The organism is Bifidobacterium merycicum DSM 6492 (genome assembly GCF_900129045.1).
In the GTDB taxonomy this organism is placed as follows: Bacteria; Actinomycetota; Actinomycetes; order Actinomycetales; family Bifidobacteriaceae; genus Bifidobacterium; species Bifidobacterium merycicum.
Genome location: NZ_FQTX01000002.1, coordinates 98,744 through 115,441 on the forward strand (window position 1 = coordinate 98,744; position 16,698 = coordinate 115,441).

A 16,698-nucleotide genomic window follows, 5' to 3' on the forward strand; every position below is an offset into this window, starting at 1 on the left:
GCTGACGGCTGTATGGCACGTTCCACTGCTCGCAAGAGAGCTCTGAATACGTTGTATGAGGCGGACGAGAAGGGGCAGGACATCCTGTCCCTCCTTGAGGAGCGCATCGCCGTTCCCGGCGCTCAGACGCCGTTGCCCGATTACGCCATCGACATCGTGCGTGGCGTCGCCGAGCATCGTCGTGACATCGACGCGAAGCTGAACGAATGCTCCACCGGTTGGAAGACCAGCCGTATGGGCGTCGTCGACCGCAATATTCTTCGTATCGCCGCATGGGAGATCATGTACAACGATGATGTTCCCGACAAGGTGGCCATTGACGAGGCACTCGGCCTGGCGAAGACGTTGTGCGATGACGAATCGCCTGCTTTTATTCACGGACTGTTGTCCGCCGTATGCGCGGCTCATGAGAAGCCGTTGGATTGATATTTGTTGAACGCCTCCCGTATTTCCGCGGGGGGCGTTCTTTTGAGATGTGTTATACAGGGTTCCGTTCCATGGCCGCACAGTACATGGAACGATGCGAAGGCGTGGCGCGGGCTTCGGTACGATGCCGTCGGTCGGCGTGTGAGTCTGCGCTGAACGTTACGCTTGGCATGAATAACCCGGATGAGAATAAGGGGGTTGCGCGGTGAGCGACAAACCAATCTGTGACCAGAATGAGGCCATTCTCGTTCTGGAAGATGGTCAGGTATATGTAGGTGAGCCTTACGGGGCCGAAGGTAGGACGACCGGCGAAATCGTGTTCGCCACCGGTATGACCGGCTATCAGGAGACTCTTACCGATCCGAGTTACGACCGTCAGATTGTGGTGCAGACCTTCCCGCATATCGGCGATACCGGTGTCAACGGTGAGGACCCGGAATCCGCGCGTATTTGGGTTGCCGGCTACGTGGTGCGCGATCCCAGTCCGAACGTGAGCAACTGGCGTGCCGAAGGCAGCCTCGACGATGACCTGAAGCAGCAGAACATCGTGGGCATCAGTGGCATCGACACCCGTAAGCTCGTGCGTCACCTGCGTTCCGCCGGTGTGATGCGTGCCGGCGTGTTCTCCGGCGCGGCGCTGCTGGACGACAAGGGCGATGTGCGCGATCTGGACGAGTTCCTCGCCGAAGTGAAGGCCACCGCGCAGATGCAGGGCCTGAGCCTGTACGAGGAGGTCAGCACCAAGCAGGCCTACACCATCGAACCGTGCGGCGAATTCGAAGGCAAGGAGCCGCTGTACACCGTGGCCGCCGTCGATCTGGGCATCAAGGCCATGACCCCGCACCGTATGGCGGAACGCGGCTGCCGCGTGCACGTCGTGCCCTCCAGCATCACGTTCGAACAGTTGCAGGAGCTCAACCCGGACGGCGTGTTCTTCTCCAACGGCCCGGGCGATCCGGAACAGGCCGGCCCCGAAGTCGAACTGCTGCGCAAGGTGCTCGACGCGGGCTACCCGTTCTTCGGCATCTGCTTCGGCAATCAGCTGCTCGGCCGTGCACTCGGCTTCGGCACCTACAAGCTGAAGTTCGGCCACCGCGGCATCAACCAGCCGGTGAAGGACATGACCACCGGCAAGATCGAGATCACCGCGCACAACCATGGTTTCGCGGTCGACGCCCCGATCGGCGAAACCGTCGACGCCCCGTTCGAGAACGGCAAGTACGGCAAGGTGTTCGTCTCCCACATCGACCTGAATGATGATGTGGTCGAAGGCCTGCAGTGCGTGGACATCCCCGCGTTCTCCGTGCAGTACCATCCCGAGGCCGCCGCCGGTCCGCACGATGCGGCGTACCTGTTTGATCGTTTCGTTGAACTGATGAAGAATTCCAAGGAAGGTAAGTGACATGCCGAAGCGCACCGACATCAAATCCGTGATGGTAATCGGTTCCGGGCCGATCGTGATCGGTCAGGCGGCGGAGTTCGATTATTCAGGTACCCAGGCCTGCCGCGTCCTTCGTGAGGAAGGCATCCGCGTCATCCTGGTCAACTCCAACCCGGCCACCATCATGACCGACCCGGAGATGGCCGATGCCACCTACATCGAGCCGATCGCGACCCCGATTCTCGAACGCATCATCGCCAAGGAACGCCCGGACGCGCTGCTGCCCACCCTGGGCGGCCAGACCGCGCTGAACGCCGCCATGGCGCTCGGTGAGGCGGGCGTGCTCAAGAAGTACAACGTCGAACTGATCGGTGCGTCCCTCGATGCCATCGACCGCGGCGAGGACCGTGAACTGTTCAAGAAGGTCGTCGAAAAGGCCGGCGCGGAATCCGCAAGATCCGAGATCGCGCACTCCTTGGCCGAAGTCGACAAGATCGCCGAGGAATTCGGCTACCCGCTGGTCGTCCGCCCGAGCTTCACCATGGGCGGTCTCGGCTCCGGCATCGCGCATGACGAGGAGGAGCTGCACCGCATCGCCGGCGCCGGCATCCACTACTCGCCGACCGACGAGGTGCTGATCGAGGAAGGCATCGAAGGTTGGAAGGAGTTCGAGCTCGAACTCATGCGCGACCGCAACGACAACGTCGTGGTCGTCTGCCCGATCGAGAACGTCGACCCGGTCGGCGTGCACACCGGCGACTCCATCACCGTTGCCCCGTGCTTCACCCTGACCGATCGTGAATACCAGAAGCTGCGCGACATCGGCATCGCCATCATCCGCGGCGTGGGTGTCGACACCGGCGGCTGCAACATCCAGTTCGCCATCCACCCGAAGACCGGCCGCATCATCGTCATTGAGATGAACCCGCGCGTGTCCCGTTCCTCCGCCCTGGCATCCAAGGCCACTGGTTTCCCGATCGCCAAGATCGCCACCAAGCTGGCCCTCGGCTACACGCTGGACGAGATCCAGAACGACATCACCCAGTCCACCCCGGCCTCCTTCGAGCCGACCATCGACTACGTGGTCACCAAGGTGCCGCGTTTCGCCTTCGAGAAGTTCCCTGGCGCCGACCCCACCCTGACCACCTCCATGAAGTCCGTGGGCGAGGCCATGGCCCTGGGCGGCAACTTCCAGGAATCCCTCGGCAAGGCCATGCGTTCCATCGACAAGCGTCACATGGGCTTCAACTGGGATGGCGACAAGCCGTCCGCCGACGAGGTGAACGATCTGCTCGCTGCCATCAAGGTGCCGACCGAAAACCGTTACCTGCAGCTCATGCGCGCCATCTGGGGCGGTGCGACCATGGAGCAGCTGTACGCCGCCACCAAGATCGACCCGTGGTTCCTGCAGCAGTTCATGCTCATCAACGAGACCGCGCTCAAGGTGCGTGACGCCGAAGCGCTCACCCCGAAGCTGCTGAAGAAAGCCAAGCTCGCCGGCCTGTCCGATTTGCAGATCGCGCACCTGCGCCATCTGGGCGACGAGGGCGAGAACACCATCCGCGAACTGCGTTGGACCTACGGCCTGCGCCCGGTCTACAAGACCGTCGACACCTGCGCCGCCGAATTCGACGCGGCCACGCCGTACTACTACTCCTGCTACGCCGACGAGACGGAAGTCAAGCCGCGCGAACGCGAAGCGGTCATCATCCTCGGTTCCGGCCCGAACCGTATCGGCCAGGGCATCGAGTTCGACTACACCTGCGTGCACGCGGTGCAGGAGCTCGGCAAGGATTACGACACGATCATGGTCAACTGCAACCCCGAGACCGTGTCCACCGATTACGACATCTCCGACCGCCTGTACTTCGAGCCGCTTACCTTCGAGGACGTGCTCGAAATCTACGAGGCCGAGAAGAAGATGGGCCCGGTCAAGGGCGTCATCGTGCAGCTCGGCGGTCAGACCCCGCTGTCGCTCGCCGCGCGTCTGAAGGCCGCCGGCGTGCCGATCCTGGGCACCACCCCGGAGGCCATCGATCTGGCCGAAAACCGTGAGCTCTTCGGCGAAGTGCTGAAGAAGGCCAAGATGAACGCGCCGCGCTACGGCACCGCCCTGAGCCTTGAGGAGGCCCAGGAGGCCGCGCACTCCATCGGCTACCCGGTACTGGTGCGCCCGAGCTACGTGCTCGGCGGCCGTGGCATGGAAATCGTGTACGACAACGCGCAGCTTGAAAAGTACGTGGAGCGAGCGCTCGCCGAAGCCCAGGCCGACACCGTCGTGTCCGGCCGTCTGCCCAGCCCGCTGCTCATCGACAAGTTCCTGCAGGACGCCATCGAAATCGACGTCGACGCGCTGTTCGACGGCGAGGAACTCTACATTGGCGGCATCATGGAACACATCGAGGAAGCCGGCGTGCACTCCGGCGACGCCGCCTGCACCCTGCCGCCGAACACCCTGTCCGAAGATCAGATCCGCCGCCTGCGCGAAGGCACCTACGCCATCGCCAAGGGCTGCAACGTGCAGGGCCTGATCAACGTGCAGTACGCCTTCATGGCCAACACCCTGTACGTAATCGAAGCCAACCCGCGCGCCTCCCGCACCGTGCCGTTCGCTTCCAAGGCGACCGGCGTGGCCCTGGCGAAGGCCGCCGCACGCATCATGGCCGGCGAGACCATCGCCCAGCAGCGCGCCAACGGCCTGCTGTTGCCGAAGGGCGACGGCGGCGACTTCCACCGCGGCCAGCAGATCGCGGTCAAGGAATCCGTGCTGCCGTTCAAGCGCTTCCGCACTCCGGTCGGCAAGACCGTCGACATCCTGCTCGGACCCGAAATGCGTTCCACCGGCGAAGTCATGGGCTTCGACCGTGACGTTCCGCACGCGTTCGCCAAGAGCCAGCTCGCCGCATACGATGGCGGTCTGCCCACCGAAGGCAACGTGTTCATCTCCGTGAACGATACCGACAAGCGTCAGCTGCCGCTCATGGCCGTGCGTCTGGAAGAGCTCGGATTCAAGATCTGGGCCACCGAAGGCACCGCCTCCGTGCTGCGCCGCTACGGCATCGAATCGAAGATCGTGGACAAGATCTCCGGCCGTATCGACTCCGATCCGGATGATCCGGTCGTGGTCAAGCACGCCGAAGGCTCCGTGGGCAAGAACGTGGTTCAGCTCATCGAGGACGGCGAGATCGACATGATCCTCAACACTCCGAACTCGCGCGGTTCGCGCGCTGACGGCTACTCGATCCGAGCCGCCGCCATCGCCGCCGACCTGCCGCAGTTCACCACCATCACCGAGTTCAACGCCGTGCTGCTCGCCATCGACGCGGTCAAGCGCAACGATTACCAGGTGATGAGCATTCAGGAACACGCCAAGCAACTGTTCGCACTGGAGAGCGAGGGCCGTTAAGGTGACCGAGGTTATTGCCAGCAGCCACGAGGATCAATTGTGCGCACAGCGTTCCAATTTCGGTCTGCGCCTGCACAATTCCATGAGCAAATACGGTCCGCTGTGCGTTGGCATCGACCCTCACCGAAAACTCCTGACGGACTGGGGCTACAACGTTGACGCGAACGGCGCGGAGATGTTCTCGATGCGCATGTTGCAGGCCGCGAACGGCCGCGCCGCCGCCGTCAAATTCCAGATGCCCATGTTCGGACGCTACGGTTCCAAAGGATTCGCCGTGCTCGAACGAGTGCTGTACGCGGCCCGGCAGATGGGCGTGATCACCATCGTGGACTGTCTGCACGGCGGCCTGTCCACCACGATCTCCGCCATCGCCGACGCGTACTTCAAGCCGGGCGCACCGTTGAAAGCTGACGCGATCACGCTGCTGCCATACTACGGCGAGCGTTCGCTGCGCGGCCTGATCGACGATGCGCTCGACAATGGCGGTGGCGTGTTCATCGCTTCGCTGACATCCAACGAGGAGGGGCGCAGCGTGCAGAGCGCCATCCGCCAAGGCGGCTCCTTCAAAGGGCAGACCGTGGCCTATGGCATCGCGGCGGCGGCGCAGAAGCATAACGCCGAGCATGAGGGCATGGGTTCCGTGGGCCTGATTGTGGGAGCCACCGTAGGGCAGTGGATCGAGCAGACGGGTGTCGACCCGGCGCATTTCACCGGTCCGATTCTCTCGCCCGGCTACGGCTGGCAGGGTGCGGAAGCCAAGGATCTGAAGACCTTGTTCAAAGGCACGCACGGCAACGTGCTGGTCACGGTGTCCCGTTCCATCGCCACCAAAGGGCCGGCGATCGCCGATCTTGCGGCGGCCACCGAATCCATCGCGTTGGACGTGCGGCAGGCCATTATGGAAGCCGAGGACGAAACCGACGAGGATGGCAGATCGGAGGTAACGGCCTGATATTCTGCGGTTTGTGCGGTTTCTGCAATTTGTACGGTTTTCGAGGTTTTTGAAGTTTTCGCGGTTTTCGCGTTGGCTGAGGTTCTGCGGTTCTGCGGGGTTTCGGGGCTTCGCGGTTCTGATGTTTGCGTTCCGCGGTTCCGCAGTTTGCGGTTCCGATACCTGCGGCGAAGACTCAGGTGAAATCTCAGATGAAGCCTCATTGGGCCTGAACGCGAATAGGCGTGATGAGGCTTCATCCGTAAAACGAATCATGGAGGTATAGCAAGTGACGAATGGACGTCTCATCGTTCTGAGCGGACCGACCGCCGTTGGCAAGGGCACGGTGGAGCAGAAGCTGCTCGCCGATCACCCGGAGATCTGGGTGTCGGTGTCGGCCACCACGCGCGACCCGCGGCCCGGCGAGAAGAACGGCGTGAACTATTGGTTCATGAGCGAGGACGAGTTCGTCGCCGGCGAACGGGACGGGAAGTTCCTGGAAACCGCCGTGGTGCACGGCATGGCGCATTACGGTACGCCGCTTGAGCCCGTGAAGGAGCATTTGGAGCGGAACGTGCCCACGCTGCTGGAGATCGATCTGCAAGGCGCCAGACGTGTGCGCGAACGTGCCGCCGAACTGGGGCTTGAAGTGGTGTACGTGTTCATCGCGCCGCCGAGCTTCGAGGAACTGAAGCGCCGACTGATCGGGCGTGGCACCGAAACCGCGGAACAGCAGGCCAAACGGCTGGAAACGGCGAAGGTCGAGCTCGCCGCGGAGAACGAGTTCGATGTGGTCATCGTCAACGACACCGTGGAGCGCGCGGCCGAAGAGCTGTGGAAGGTGATCGCCGAGGAATACGGCCTGTGATTGCCGGGCGCTTGCCCAAGGAAGCCCATCCCATGATTTTGCATGGGATGGGCTTCTCTATATCTCATGTGAACCGCACCTCCGATTATCGAATCCGAATTTCTTCAGTCCAACGATCGGGGTGCGGCTCAATGGGAGGGCTTCTTATATTCGTCCTCTTTTTCTTCGCCGCTCTTCTCCCAGCGTATCCATTTGGCGAAGCCATCCCCGTCTGTTTACGCTGAGGGGTTCTCAGCGTAGCTGTTCGGGTGTGGTTTCTCCATTCGCCTACGCTGAGCGCTTGTCAGTGTAGCCAAACGGTGGTGCCGTCTCTGTTTAGTTACGCTGAGCGGCTCTGAGTGTAGTGGCTCGGTGATGGCTTCTCCGTTTGACTACGCTGGGTGATTGTCAGCGTAGCCAAACGGGAATGGTTTCTTCGTTTGGCTACACTGGTGGATTCTGGGCGTAGTTATTTGGTGATGGCTTCTCCATCTGGCTACAGTGAGGGGCCTGAGCGTAGCCAGACGGAGATGGCGTCTCCATCTGGGTACAGTGAGATGCCGTCAGCGTAGCCAAACGGTGGTGCTGGTTCCGTTTAGCCACGCCGAGGGTGACTAGGGGAGGAACGCGAACGCGATGATGCCGGCGAGAGTCAGGGCGATCGCCATCATGAATACGATATCGCGCGATTCGATGCGCAGTACACGCCAATGCGTGCGATGAATGCCCTCCTCATAGCAGCGGGCATCAAGCGCAAGCCCCAAGTCATCCGCATGCCGCAACGCCCCGGCGAACACGGGTACGATGATCGCGGCCATCGCACGCAGCCGTCGCGTCGGCGTCCCGGTTTCGATGGAGCCACCACGGGCGGACTGCGCATCCATGATTGCACGGGTTTCCGTCGCCAGCGTCGGCATGAATCGCAACGCCAGACTGAACACTAACGCCACTTCCTGGGTGTGCACGCCGAATCGTCGCAGGGGTGAGAAAAGCGCATCGACCGCATCGGTGATCGCGGTCGGCGTAGTGGTGGCGAGGAAAACCGCTCCCATTACGATGACCATGGTGAATCGGCAGATGTAAAGCGCCGATATGGCCAGTCCGTCATCTGTGATGGGGATGGATCCGATGGTGGCGAGCGTGGTGCCGGCGCGCACGAAGAACACGTTCGCCAGTCCCATGAACACAAAGAGCACGAGGAACACACGAATCGAACGCCAGAGACGCCCCGCGCCGATGCGCGACGCGATCAGTACGCCGATCACCGTGCATGCGCCGACCGCAAGCTGCCGGACGTTCGTGATGGCGAACGCGCACATCATGACCAGCAGAAATGCGGGCAGTTTCACGCGGGGGTCGAGTCGACCGATCAGCGATGCGGCGGTCCGATCCGGCGCTCTGCGGTGTGTGTCATCGATTCGCGTATCGCGTTGGGCGGCGGCTTCGGATTTCTTGGAATCCCCGGAATCAGCAGAACCGACAGAATCCCCGGAACCGACAGAACCGACAGAATCAACGCCCGCGCCACCCGCCGGAATCCGCACGATGCGATCGGCGAGCATACGCGCCTCATCGCTGTCGTGCGTGATGAGCATGACGGCGACGCCTTGCCCGCGCAGATGCCGGATCAGCGCATGCAGCCGATGCCGGGCGTTCGCATCCAGTCCAGCCGCGGGCTCATCCATAATGACGAGCTTCGGCTGGCAGGCCAATACGCCCGCTATGGCGACGAGACGCTGCTGGCCACCGGATAGGGCGAACGGCGAACGGCCGGCCAGATGACTGATGTGCAGCAGCCGCATGACATCCTCGGTCCGCTGCGTGACCTCATGATCGTCAAGGCCTTGGTTGCGCGGCCCGTATGCGATGTCTTCGGCAACGGTTTGGGCGAAGAGCTGTCGTTCGGGGTGCTGCATGATGTAACCGACCGTGGCGTGCACGAGGGAGCGTTGCCTGCGGTTGGCGTATCGGATGCGCGTGCCGTGGTTGCGCGGGCGGGCCACGGGGATGCCGTCTACCGTGACCGTGCCGGCGTCGGGCACGGCGAGGGCGCAGAGGATGCGTGCGAGCGTGGATTTGCCGGCGCCGTTGGGACCCATGATGGCAACGATTTCACCCGGATCGATGGTGAGCGACAGGTCGTTGAGCGCGGGGGAGGAGGCGCCGGGGTAGGTGTAGGAGAGATGTTCGACCGAAACCAACGGTGCGGATGAGGGAAGCGGAGCGGACGAGGGGGACGGGACTGATGCCCCATCATCCGACGAACCGATGGCGGTTGCGCTCGCAGCCGGTTCAGCCGCAACCGACTCAGCCACAACCGACTCAGCCGCAACGTCAGCCGCAACCGACTCGGCCGCTACATCAGTCGTAGCCGACTCGGCTTCAACATCCTCCGTCCAAACATCGGCAGTAGCGGCATCAGCCCCACTTCCGGCATCATCCCCGCTTCCCGCCTCAACACGGGCGCTCATCCCATCGACCTGCGTGAGCACGCTGTTCTCCAGCTTGAGGATGCGCGTCGCATGGGCGGTTTCCTCGGGGCGGTGCGTCACATGGACGATGGTGGTCCCGTGCCGCTGCAGGTCGTCGAGCACGCTCATCACGTCGGCGCGTGCCATCTCGTCCAGCATTGCGGTCGGTTCGTCGAGAACCAGCAGTCGGGGCTGCATCGCCAGCATGCCGGCGATGGCGGTGCGTTGCTGTTGCCCGCCGCTCATACGGGTCGGATCGGCTTGACGTAGGCCATCCAATCCGACCGCATGCAGGGCGTGCGCGATACGCGTGCCGATGTCATCATGCGCGACCGCGAGGTTTTCGGGACCGAACGCCACATCGTCCTCCAGCACGGTGGTGACGATCTGGTCCTCGGGTTTCTGGAACACCGCGCCGATGCTGCGCCGTGCGGTACGGTAGGCCTCGGCATCGGCGCCATTGTCGGCGCCGAACACCTGCTGGCCCAATAGACGGATGCTTCCCGAATCAGGTGCCGTGAGTCCGGCGATGAGCCGGGAGAGCGTGGATTTGCCCGAGCCGTTCGCGCCGATCAGGCAGATGCGTTCGCCGGGCATGATTGTAAGGTCGATGCCGTTGAGCGTCCAGTGCGCCCCGCCGTCGTAGCTGAAGTGCACGTTGCGCAGTTCGGCCACCGCCTCGCCGTTCGTCATATCCGGCGTTGTTCCTGGCATCATGTCCGGCATGGCCTCCGTCTTAGGCGGCATGGTCGAGCAGCGTGGTGATCGGCTTGTAGATCAGGAACGTCACCACGGCGTGGATCGCGAACTTCAGCAGGTTGAACGGCAGCAGGATCGGCACGATCATCGCGGCCACCTGTGCTACGGTCATGTGGGCGTACAGCGGGGTGACCAGCAGGTTCGAGATCAGCGCGACCACCAGCGCGATCACCATGCCCAACGCCATGCCGGTCATCGCGCCGCGGCGGGTGCGCTTGCGGCGGTAGACGAGCGATGCGGGTACGGAAATGGCGAGCGCCACCAGCATGCCCATGAGCGCACCCCACGGGCTGGTGAACACATGCGGCAGGAAGCCGAGAATGGAAACGATTGCAGCGGCGTAGGGGCCGAAGGCGAATCCGGCCACTAGGCAGACGATGCCGGACGGATCGTATTTGAGCCACGGCGCGGCCGGGAAGATGGGCAGTTCGATGAGGCTCGCCGCCATGGCGAGTGCGACGAACAGCGCGTACATGGCGATGCGGCGTGTGGACCAGCGTCCGTGGTCGGCGACTCCGGTGGAGTGTGCGCCGACGGCGTGGTCCGTTGGCCTGTTGGCGGTGTGCGCCGTTGGGGTTTCGGTCGCCGCAGCGGTGCTGCGATCGGAATCGGTATGGGATTGCATAGCAGAAGACTGGCTCATGGGAGCTCCTCGTTTCTTCCATCCGGACTGTACCGTTGGCTTCGGATTCGCACCGAATCGGCCGCTTGCGCGGGTCGCGGGCTTGCCGGTCGCACCGTTATGAATGCCGGGCGCCGATTTACCGCCAGTAAGGAATTTCACCTTCCCTGAAACTTACGGGATTCGTTCTACAGGAGACGTGGGACTATGGGGGCTTCGCAGGGGTGTGCTGTCCACAGTGCGAGACGATGCATGGTAACGTTTGCACCACGCCGAGGGGGTCGAAATTATCGCACACGTTTGCATAAGATGCGGTGGTGTTATGGGATTTCCCGCGTGGCACGAGGCATTCGGGGATACCATGATAATACCGGTTCACTAACTATTCACCTTCCGAAGAGAGGTCAATGATGATTGAAACAGCCCAGGCATTTGGCGTCGATATCGGCGGATCCGGAATTAAGGCCGCCCCCGTCAATCTTGAGAAGGGCGAGTTTGCTGAACCCCGTCTGAAGATTCTTACCCCTGAGGTCTCCACCCCGGAAGCGGTGGCCGCCATCGTCAAGCAGCAGCTTGAGCACTTCGAAGTGCCGGATGACGTTCCGGTCGGCGTCGCGTTCCCGGCTCCGATCAAGCCCGGCCAGCCGCTGGACTTCATGGCCAACCTCGACCAGTCCTGGATCGGCACCGATGTCACCAAGGTGTTCTCCGATGCGTGCGGTCGTCCGATCACCGTCGTGAACGACGCCGATGCCGCCGGTCTCGCCGAGCAGCAGTTCGGCGCCGCCAAGGGCCAGAAGGGCCTGGTCATCGCCACCACGCTGGGTACTGGCATCGGCACCGCCCTGATCATGGACGGCGTGCTGGTCCCGAACACCGAGCTCGGCCACATCATCCTCAACTCCAAGCATCTGGATGCCGAGAAGTACGCCGCGTCCTCCATCAAGGACATCGAGGGCATCACCTACAAGAAGTGGGCGAAGCGCCTCACCAAGTACTACGGTCTGCTGGAGAAGTACTTCAACCCGGATCTGATCGTGATCGGCGGCGGCGTCTCCCGTCAGGCCGACAAGTTCATCCCGCGCATCGACATCAAGACGAAGGTCGTGCCGGCGACGCTGCGCAACGAGGCCGGCATCATCGGCGCCGCCTACTACGCGAGCGTCAAGCAGCAGCACTGATTCGCGCCATCGGCGCCATCGTGCGGCACACGTGCAGGGGGAGACGGTTCGACTTCGGTCGGGCCGTCTCCCTTTTTCGTATCGTTCAAGTCCTCCCGCCCCGTCTTGCGTTCCCCTCGCGGCGTCGCGGGCACCGGTATGCGTGGGCGCGAGTAGTCTGGGACGCATGACTGTGCATTTCTCGTTCCGTGTGGACATCAGCGCCCCGAACCCGATCGCGGCGGCCCAGGCCAAGGCCAAGGAACAAGGCATTGAGCTCGGAAAGCTCAACGATTCCAACCCCACTCGTCACGGGCTTGCGCCGGACCTGATCCCCAACGTGTACGAGGCAAACCCGCGCGGCCCCAAAGCGGCCAGGGAGGCGCTGGCCGGGTTCCTCGGCGCCCAGGATGGCACGGCGGTCGACCCGGAACGCCTCTACCTGCTGTCCTCCACATCCGAGGCGTACTCGTGGCTCATCAAACTGCTGTGCGACGCCGGTGACGCGGTGCTCGCGCCCAAGCCGGGTTATCCGCTCATCGAATCAATCGCCGGACTCGAATGCGTGCACGCGGTCGAATACCAGCTGCGCTACGATGGTTCCTGGTATGTGGAGGCCGCCGACATCGCGGCGATCCTCGATTCACCCGAAGGCGAGCGCATCCGGGCGCTCGTGCTCATCAACCCCAACAATCCCACCGGCTCCTACATCAAACACGACGAACGTGAGGCGCTGGTCGCATTGTGCCGTGAGCGCGGCATCGCCATCATCGCCGATGAGGTGTTCTTCGATTACGATTTGGAACCCATCGCCGCGAACCGTCGACTGGCGGGGGAGGAGGGTGTGCTCACCTTCGCGTTGGACGGGTTCTCGAAGATGCTGGCCGCGCCGCATGCGAAGGTCGGTTGGATCCGCGTGTCAGGACCGGAGCATGATGTCGCCGAAGCGCAACGCAGGTTGGATGTGATCGCCGACGACTATTTGCCGATGAGTGACATCATCGCCGACCGTATCCCCGAACTGCTGGATGCCGCCGCGTTGCAGACCGCCAAGGTGCGTGGCAGGGTGCGTGGCAATTTCGCCGTGCTGCGGGGGATGCTCGACGCTGACGAACTCGGCGTGGTGGACGTGCTGCGCCCCGAAGGCGGTTGGAACGTGCTGTTGCGTGTGCCGTCGGTGCTGGACGAGAACGAGCTGGTGCTCACACTGATCGAGGACCATCGCCTCACCGGCCAGCCTGGGTATTTCTTCGACATGACCTCGAACGGGTATCTGGCGGTGTCACTGCTGCCTGAACCGGAGGAGTTCAGGCATGGCATCGCCGCGGTGCTCGACACGGTACGGGCCATGCTCGGCTGAGATCGCAGCCGAGCATGGCCCTGCAACCGTATCTGCAACCGCGGCTGGATCGGCTTCAGCGAAGCAACTCGTAGCGTCGCCGGACGAGATCGGTGTAGAACGTGACCGCATCGGCGGGCGTGCCGTCGAACGCGACCGCGCCGTCATCCAACACCAGCGTGCGTTCGATCGCGTACTCCGGGCGCACGATCATATCCGTGTCATGCGTGGCGAAAACCACCTGGGTGTCATACGAGAACAGCGCCTTCGCCACATGCGCGGTGCCGATCTCGTCCAATCCCTTCGACGGTTCGTCCGCCACGACGCAGCTCGGCCTGAGACTCAACGCCGCGGCGATCGCCAGCAGATGCCGCTGCTCGCCGTTGAGCGCGGACGCAGGTTCCTTCGCCGCGCTCGCCAAACCGAAATGCGCGAACAGGTCGCCGATAATCGCCTGACGTTCGGATTCCGGCACGCGATGCTTCTTGAGCAGAACATCGACCGCGTCGGCGATGTTCTCCGACCGGTTGAACGATTCGGGAATCTCCTCGCGACGCACGCGGCCGATCAGCTCGTCGATGCGCCTCATATCACGCTTCGACGCGGGATCGAGGGATTCACGCTCGCCGCCGTCCGCGGATCCGTCAGCCGATCCGGCGATGGTCACCGAGCCGCAGGTGGCCTTCAACGTGCCGTCCAGCAAGCCCAGCAGCGTGGACTTGCCGGTGCCGTTCAAACCGATGACGGCGACACGGCGCTCGCTGATGGTCAATGATGTGGGTGCAAGGCCCGTGACGCCGTCATCGTAGGTGTGCCCGGCTTCGGCGAGGGCGAAGGTGAGACGGCGGGGTTTCGGACGTGCGGTGCGCTTGGAGAAAATCGACATACCCGTATCTTAAGGCGCACCCGGGGCGCATACGATGCGAGCGTGGCATCGGCGCCCGGCCGATTCGCCGGCTCCGCGTGGAACATGGCACACGCTATATAGAATGGGGGTGTGCCTCACCTCCTCCACCCCATGCCATCCGCGCGAGCCGCGCAATCAACGCGATCCGCGAACCCAGCGGACCCCGCGCAGCCCTGGCCGCGCCGAGCCACCCACTGTCCGCACACCGCACGCCGTACACGCCGACGCACGATCCGCGTGATCCTGGCCGCGCTGCTGGCCATCCTGCTCATCGAATGCGTGGGATTCAACATGCCGTTCTGGCGCACCCGCGGCGCGAGCACCGACACCGCCGCATACGCCAACACCATGGGATCGGGTCTCGAACGCACCAAGGAGGGGATGCTGCGCATCACCGACCCCACCGAAGCATGGCTCGAAGTGCAAGCCGACGGCACCTCCGACTACGCGCGCATCGACCCGTCATTCGTCACAGGCAAAGCGCTCGCCGTCGTGCACATCAGGGCATCGGTGAACCACGCCACCGCCGGCGCGACCTCGTTCAGTCCGCAATCGGCGCGATCAAGCTACATCCGCGCACCGGGCAAAGGCGTGCTGCGCGTAAGCATCGAAGAACCCAAAGGCTCCCTCATCCCCATCCAAGCCGTCCGCGCGAACGTGAGCGTCCCCTTCGACTTCAACCCGATACGCGTGGGCCTGATGCTCGCCATACTGCTGATCGTGGCATGCTGGAGGCCCGGATCGCGATTGTGGCGCATACCGCTCGACACGGCAAGCAACACCCAACGCGTGCTCGGCCTGTGCTTCGTCATCCCCCTCGCGGCCCTCATGCTGTACGGTGCCGGCAGCCAGTTGACCGGCGACCCGCTCGTATTCCACGAGGCGGGCGGCTACACCTACGATTTCGACCAGTACGGGCATATCGCCGACGCGCTGCTGAACGGGCACGCCTCACTCGACCTCGACGTGCCGAAGGCGCTCGCCGACACACCGGACCCGTACGATATCGCCACCCGCTCGAAACTGCTCGCCGAGGGCGTGAACCCGATCTACTGGGATTACGTCTACTATGACGGGCACTGGTATTCGTATTTCGGCGTTCTGCCTGCGGTACTGCTGTTCATGCCGTTCCGCGCCATCACCGGGCACATGCTCTCCAGCGGCGCGGCCGTACTGCTGTTCATGCTCGTCGCCCTGGTGTTCCTGGCGCTGCTGGTCGTGCGTCTCATCTCGCGTCTCGCGCCGAAAACCTCACTGGCCGCGACATCCATGGCGCTCGCCCTCATGCTGATCGGATCGAACGCGGGCTACCTGCTGTTCCGCCGCAACTTCTACTCGGTGCCGTTCGCCGCATCGCTCGCGTTCAGCGTACTCGGACTTTGGCTGTGGCTGGGCGCCACGGAACCGGATGGGAACGGACCGCAAGGGGACGCGGCGAAACCGAAGACGAGCGGGAACGGTGAACCCTCCCGTCACGCATTCGGCCGCTGGAAGGTGGGGGACTCCCCGGCGCTTTCACTGCTCAAAGTCGGGTTCGGCGCATTGTGCATCGCCGCGAACTTCGGATGCCGGCCGACCTTCTGCCTGACCGCGCTGCTCGGCATCGCACTGTTCTGGCCGCAGATCCGCGCAATCGGCACGGTATTGCGCGGCAGGACCGTCGCCCCCGGCAAGGCGCTGCTGGCACCCGCCGTGGTCGTCGTCGCGGCGCTTATCCCGGTACTGCCGCTCATGGCTTACAACGCAGTCCGATTCGGCTCGCCGCTGGACTTCGGCAACGACTACCAGTTCACGGTCACCGACTTGACGAAATACCGCGTCGCGCCGGCGAACATCCTGCCGATCGTCGCCGACTACCTGCTGCTGCCGTTGCGATTCGTCGGCCAATTCCCTTGGGTCGCGCTATCCAAAGCGTCACTGCCCGAATGGTCGTATATGGAGCCGATGATCGGCGGACTGTTCGCCATGTGCCCGCTGCTGGCGCTTTCAATCGCCCTGCCATTGCTGCGCCGCGTCGCGGGCAGGCCCGGACGCACCCCGTTCACGCTCGCCGTCTTGGCGCTGGGACTCGGTTTGACGATGTTCGACGCGGTGCTCGCCGGACTGGGATGGCGGTACATGACTGATTGCGGATGGCTGTTCACGCTGGCCGCGCTGCCGGTGATGCTACGGCTGTTGGGGGAGCCCGGCACGCCGGACCTGCACGGCGGGAACGGCATGACCCTGCGAATCCGCGTGGGCCGTCTGGCGGTCATGATCGCCATGCTGTTCACCATCACGGTCGCGCTGCTCTCGATGTTCACCATCGGACGCCATGATGCGTTGATCTCCTCGGCGCCGAGCCTGTTCTACAATGTATTCGCTTGGTTCCTGCAGTGAACCGGCGAACGGATGCGACAGGGCCCGTGCCCGCGCATCCGCGGCACGACGGATGGAGACGGCCCGATCG

Annotated in this window: 11 protein-coding genes and 1 riboswitch; of the genes, 8 read left to right on the top strand and 3 right to left on the bottom strand. The window is 63.3% G+C overall.

Annotation, left to right across the window (positions count from 1 at the left end):
• The first annotated feature begins 12 nt into the window (after nt 1-12).
• From nusB to gmk, 5 genes are all read left to right on the top strand, one after another.
• Nucleotides 13-426: a transcription antitermination factor NusB gene (nusB, locus tag BUB29_RS02975; protein ID WP_033521905.1), complete on the top strand. Its 414-nt coding sequence runs from the start codon at nt 13-15 to the stop codon at nt 424-426.
• A 205-nt stretch (nt 427-631) separates the two neighbouring features.
• Complete coding sequence (carA, locus tag BUB29_RS02980) at nt 632-1,828, top strand: glutamine-hydrolyzing carbamoyl-phosphate synthase small subunit (protein ID WP_407640900.1); 1,197 nt, start codon at nt 632-634, stop codon at nt 1,826-1,828.
• A 1-nt stretch (nt 1,829) separates the two neighbouring features.
• Nucleotides 1,830-5,213: a carbamoyl-phosphate synthase large subunit gene (carB, locus tag BUB29_RS02985; protein ID WP_033521903.1), complete on the top strand. Its 3,384-nt coding sequence runs from the start codon at nt 1,830-1,832 to the stop codon at nt 5,211-5,213.
• 1 nt (nt 5,214) lies between these two features.
• On the top strand, nt 5,215-6,165 hold the full coding sequence (gene pyrF, locus BUB29_RS02990) for an orotidine-5'-phosphate decarboxylase (RefSeq protein WP_407640901.1): 951 nt from the start codon (nt 5,215-5,217) through the stop codon (nt 6,163-6,165).
• Nucleotides 6,166-6,433: 268 nt separating this feature from the next.
• The gene (gmk, locus tag BUB29_RS02995) at nt 6,434-7,012 is read left to right on the top strand and encodes a guanylate kinase (protein WP_033521901.1); all 579 of its coding nucleotides are present in this window, start codon (nt 6,434-6,436) and stop codon (nt 7,010-7,012) included.
• Between the two features lie 593 nt (nt 7,013-7,605).
• Here gmk and BUB29_RS03000 read toward each other — a convergent pair.
• Nucleotides 7,606-10,155 (bottom strand): energy-coupling factor transporter ATPase, encoded by a 2,550-nt coding sequence (locus BUB29_RS03000; RefSeq protein ID WP_033521899.1) that lies wholly within the window; start codon nt 10,153-10,155, stop codon nt 7,606-7,608.
• Nucleotides 10,156-10,198: 43 nt separating this feature from the next.
• Nucleotides 10,199-10,864, bottom strand: a complete 666-nt coding sequence (locus tag BUB29_RS03005; RefSeq protein ID WP_051914827.1) for an ECF transporter S component — start codon at nt 10,862-10,864, stop codon at nt 10,199-10,201.
• Nucleotides 10,865-10,870: 6 nt separating this feature from the next.
• Nucleotides 10,871-11,022: riboswitch (FMN riboswitch) on the bottom strand.
• A 231-nt stretch (nt 11,023-11,253) separates the two neighbouring features.
• Between BUB29_RS03005 and ppgK the strand changes: the two genes are divergently transcribed.
• Together ppgK and BUB29_RS03015 are read left to right on the top strand one after the other, a co-directional pair.
• Nucleotides 11,254-12,024, top strand: coding sequence for a polyphosphate--glucose phosphotransferase (gene ppgK, locus BUB29_RS03010; RefSeq protein WP_033522111.1), 771 nt, complete (start codon nt 11,254-11,256; stop codon nt 12,022-12,024).
• Between the two features lie 166 nt (nt 12,025-12,190).
• Nucleotides 12,191-13,363 carry a pyridoxal phosphate-dependent aminotransferase gene (locus tag BUB29_RS03015; RefSeq protein WP_033521895.1) on the top strand — a complete coding sequence of 391 codons (1,173 nt, stop codon included), beginning with the start codon at nt 12,191-12,193 and terminating at the stop codon, nt 13,361-13,363.
• A gap of 55 nt (nt 13,364-13,418) precedes the next feature.
• Here BUB29_RS03015 and BUB29_RS03020 read toward each other — a convergent pair whose 3' ends face one another.
• Nucleotides 13,419-14,228, bottom strand: a complete 810-nt coding sequence (locus BUB29_RS03020) for an ATP-binding cassette domain-containing protein (protein ID WP_033521893.1) — start codon at nt 14,226-14,228, stop codon at nt 13,419-13,421.
• 312 nt (nt 14,229-14,540) lie between these two features.
• Between BUB29_RS03020 and BUB29_RS03025 the strand changes: the two genes are divergently transcribed.
• Entirely contained in the window at nt 14,541-16,628 is a 2,088-nt protein-coding gene (locus tag BUB29_RS03025; RefSeq protein WP_234945696.1) for a hypothetical protein, read from the top strand.
• Nucleotides 16,629-16,698 lie beyond the last annotated feature (70 nt).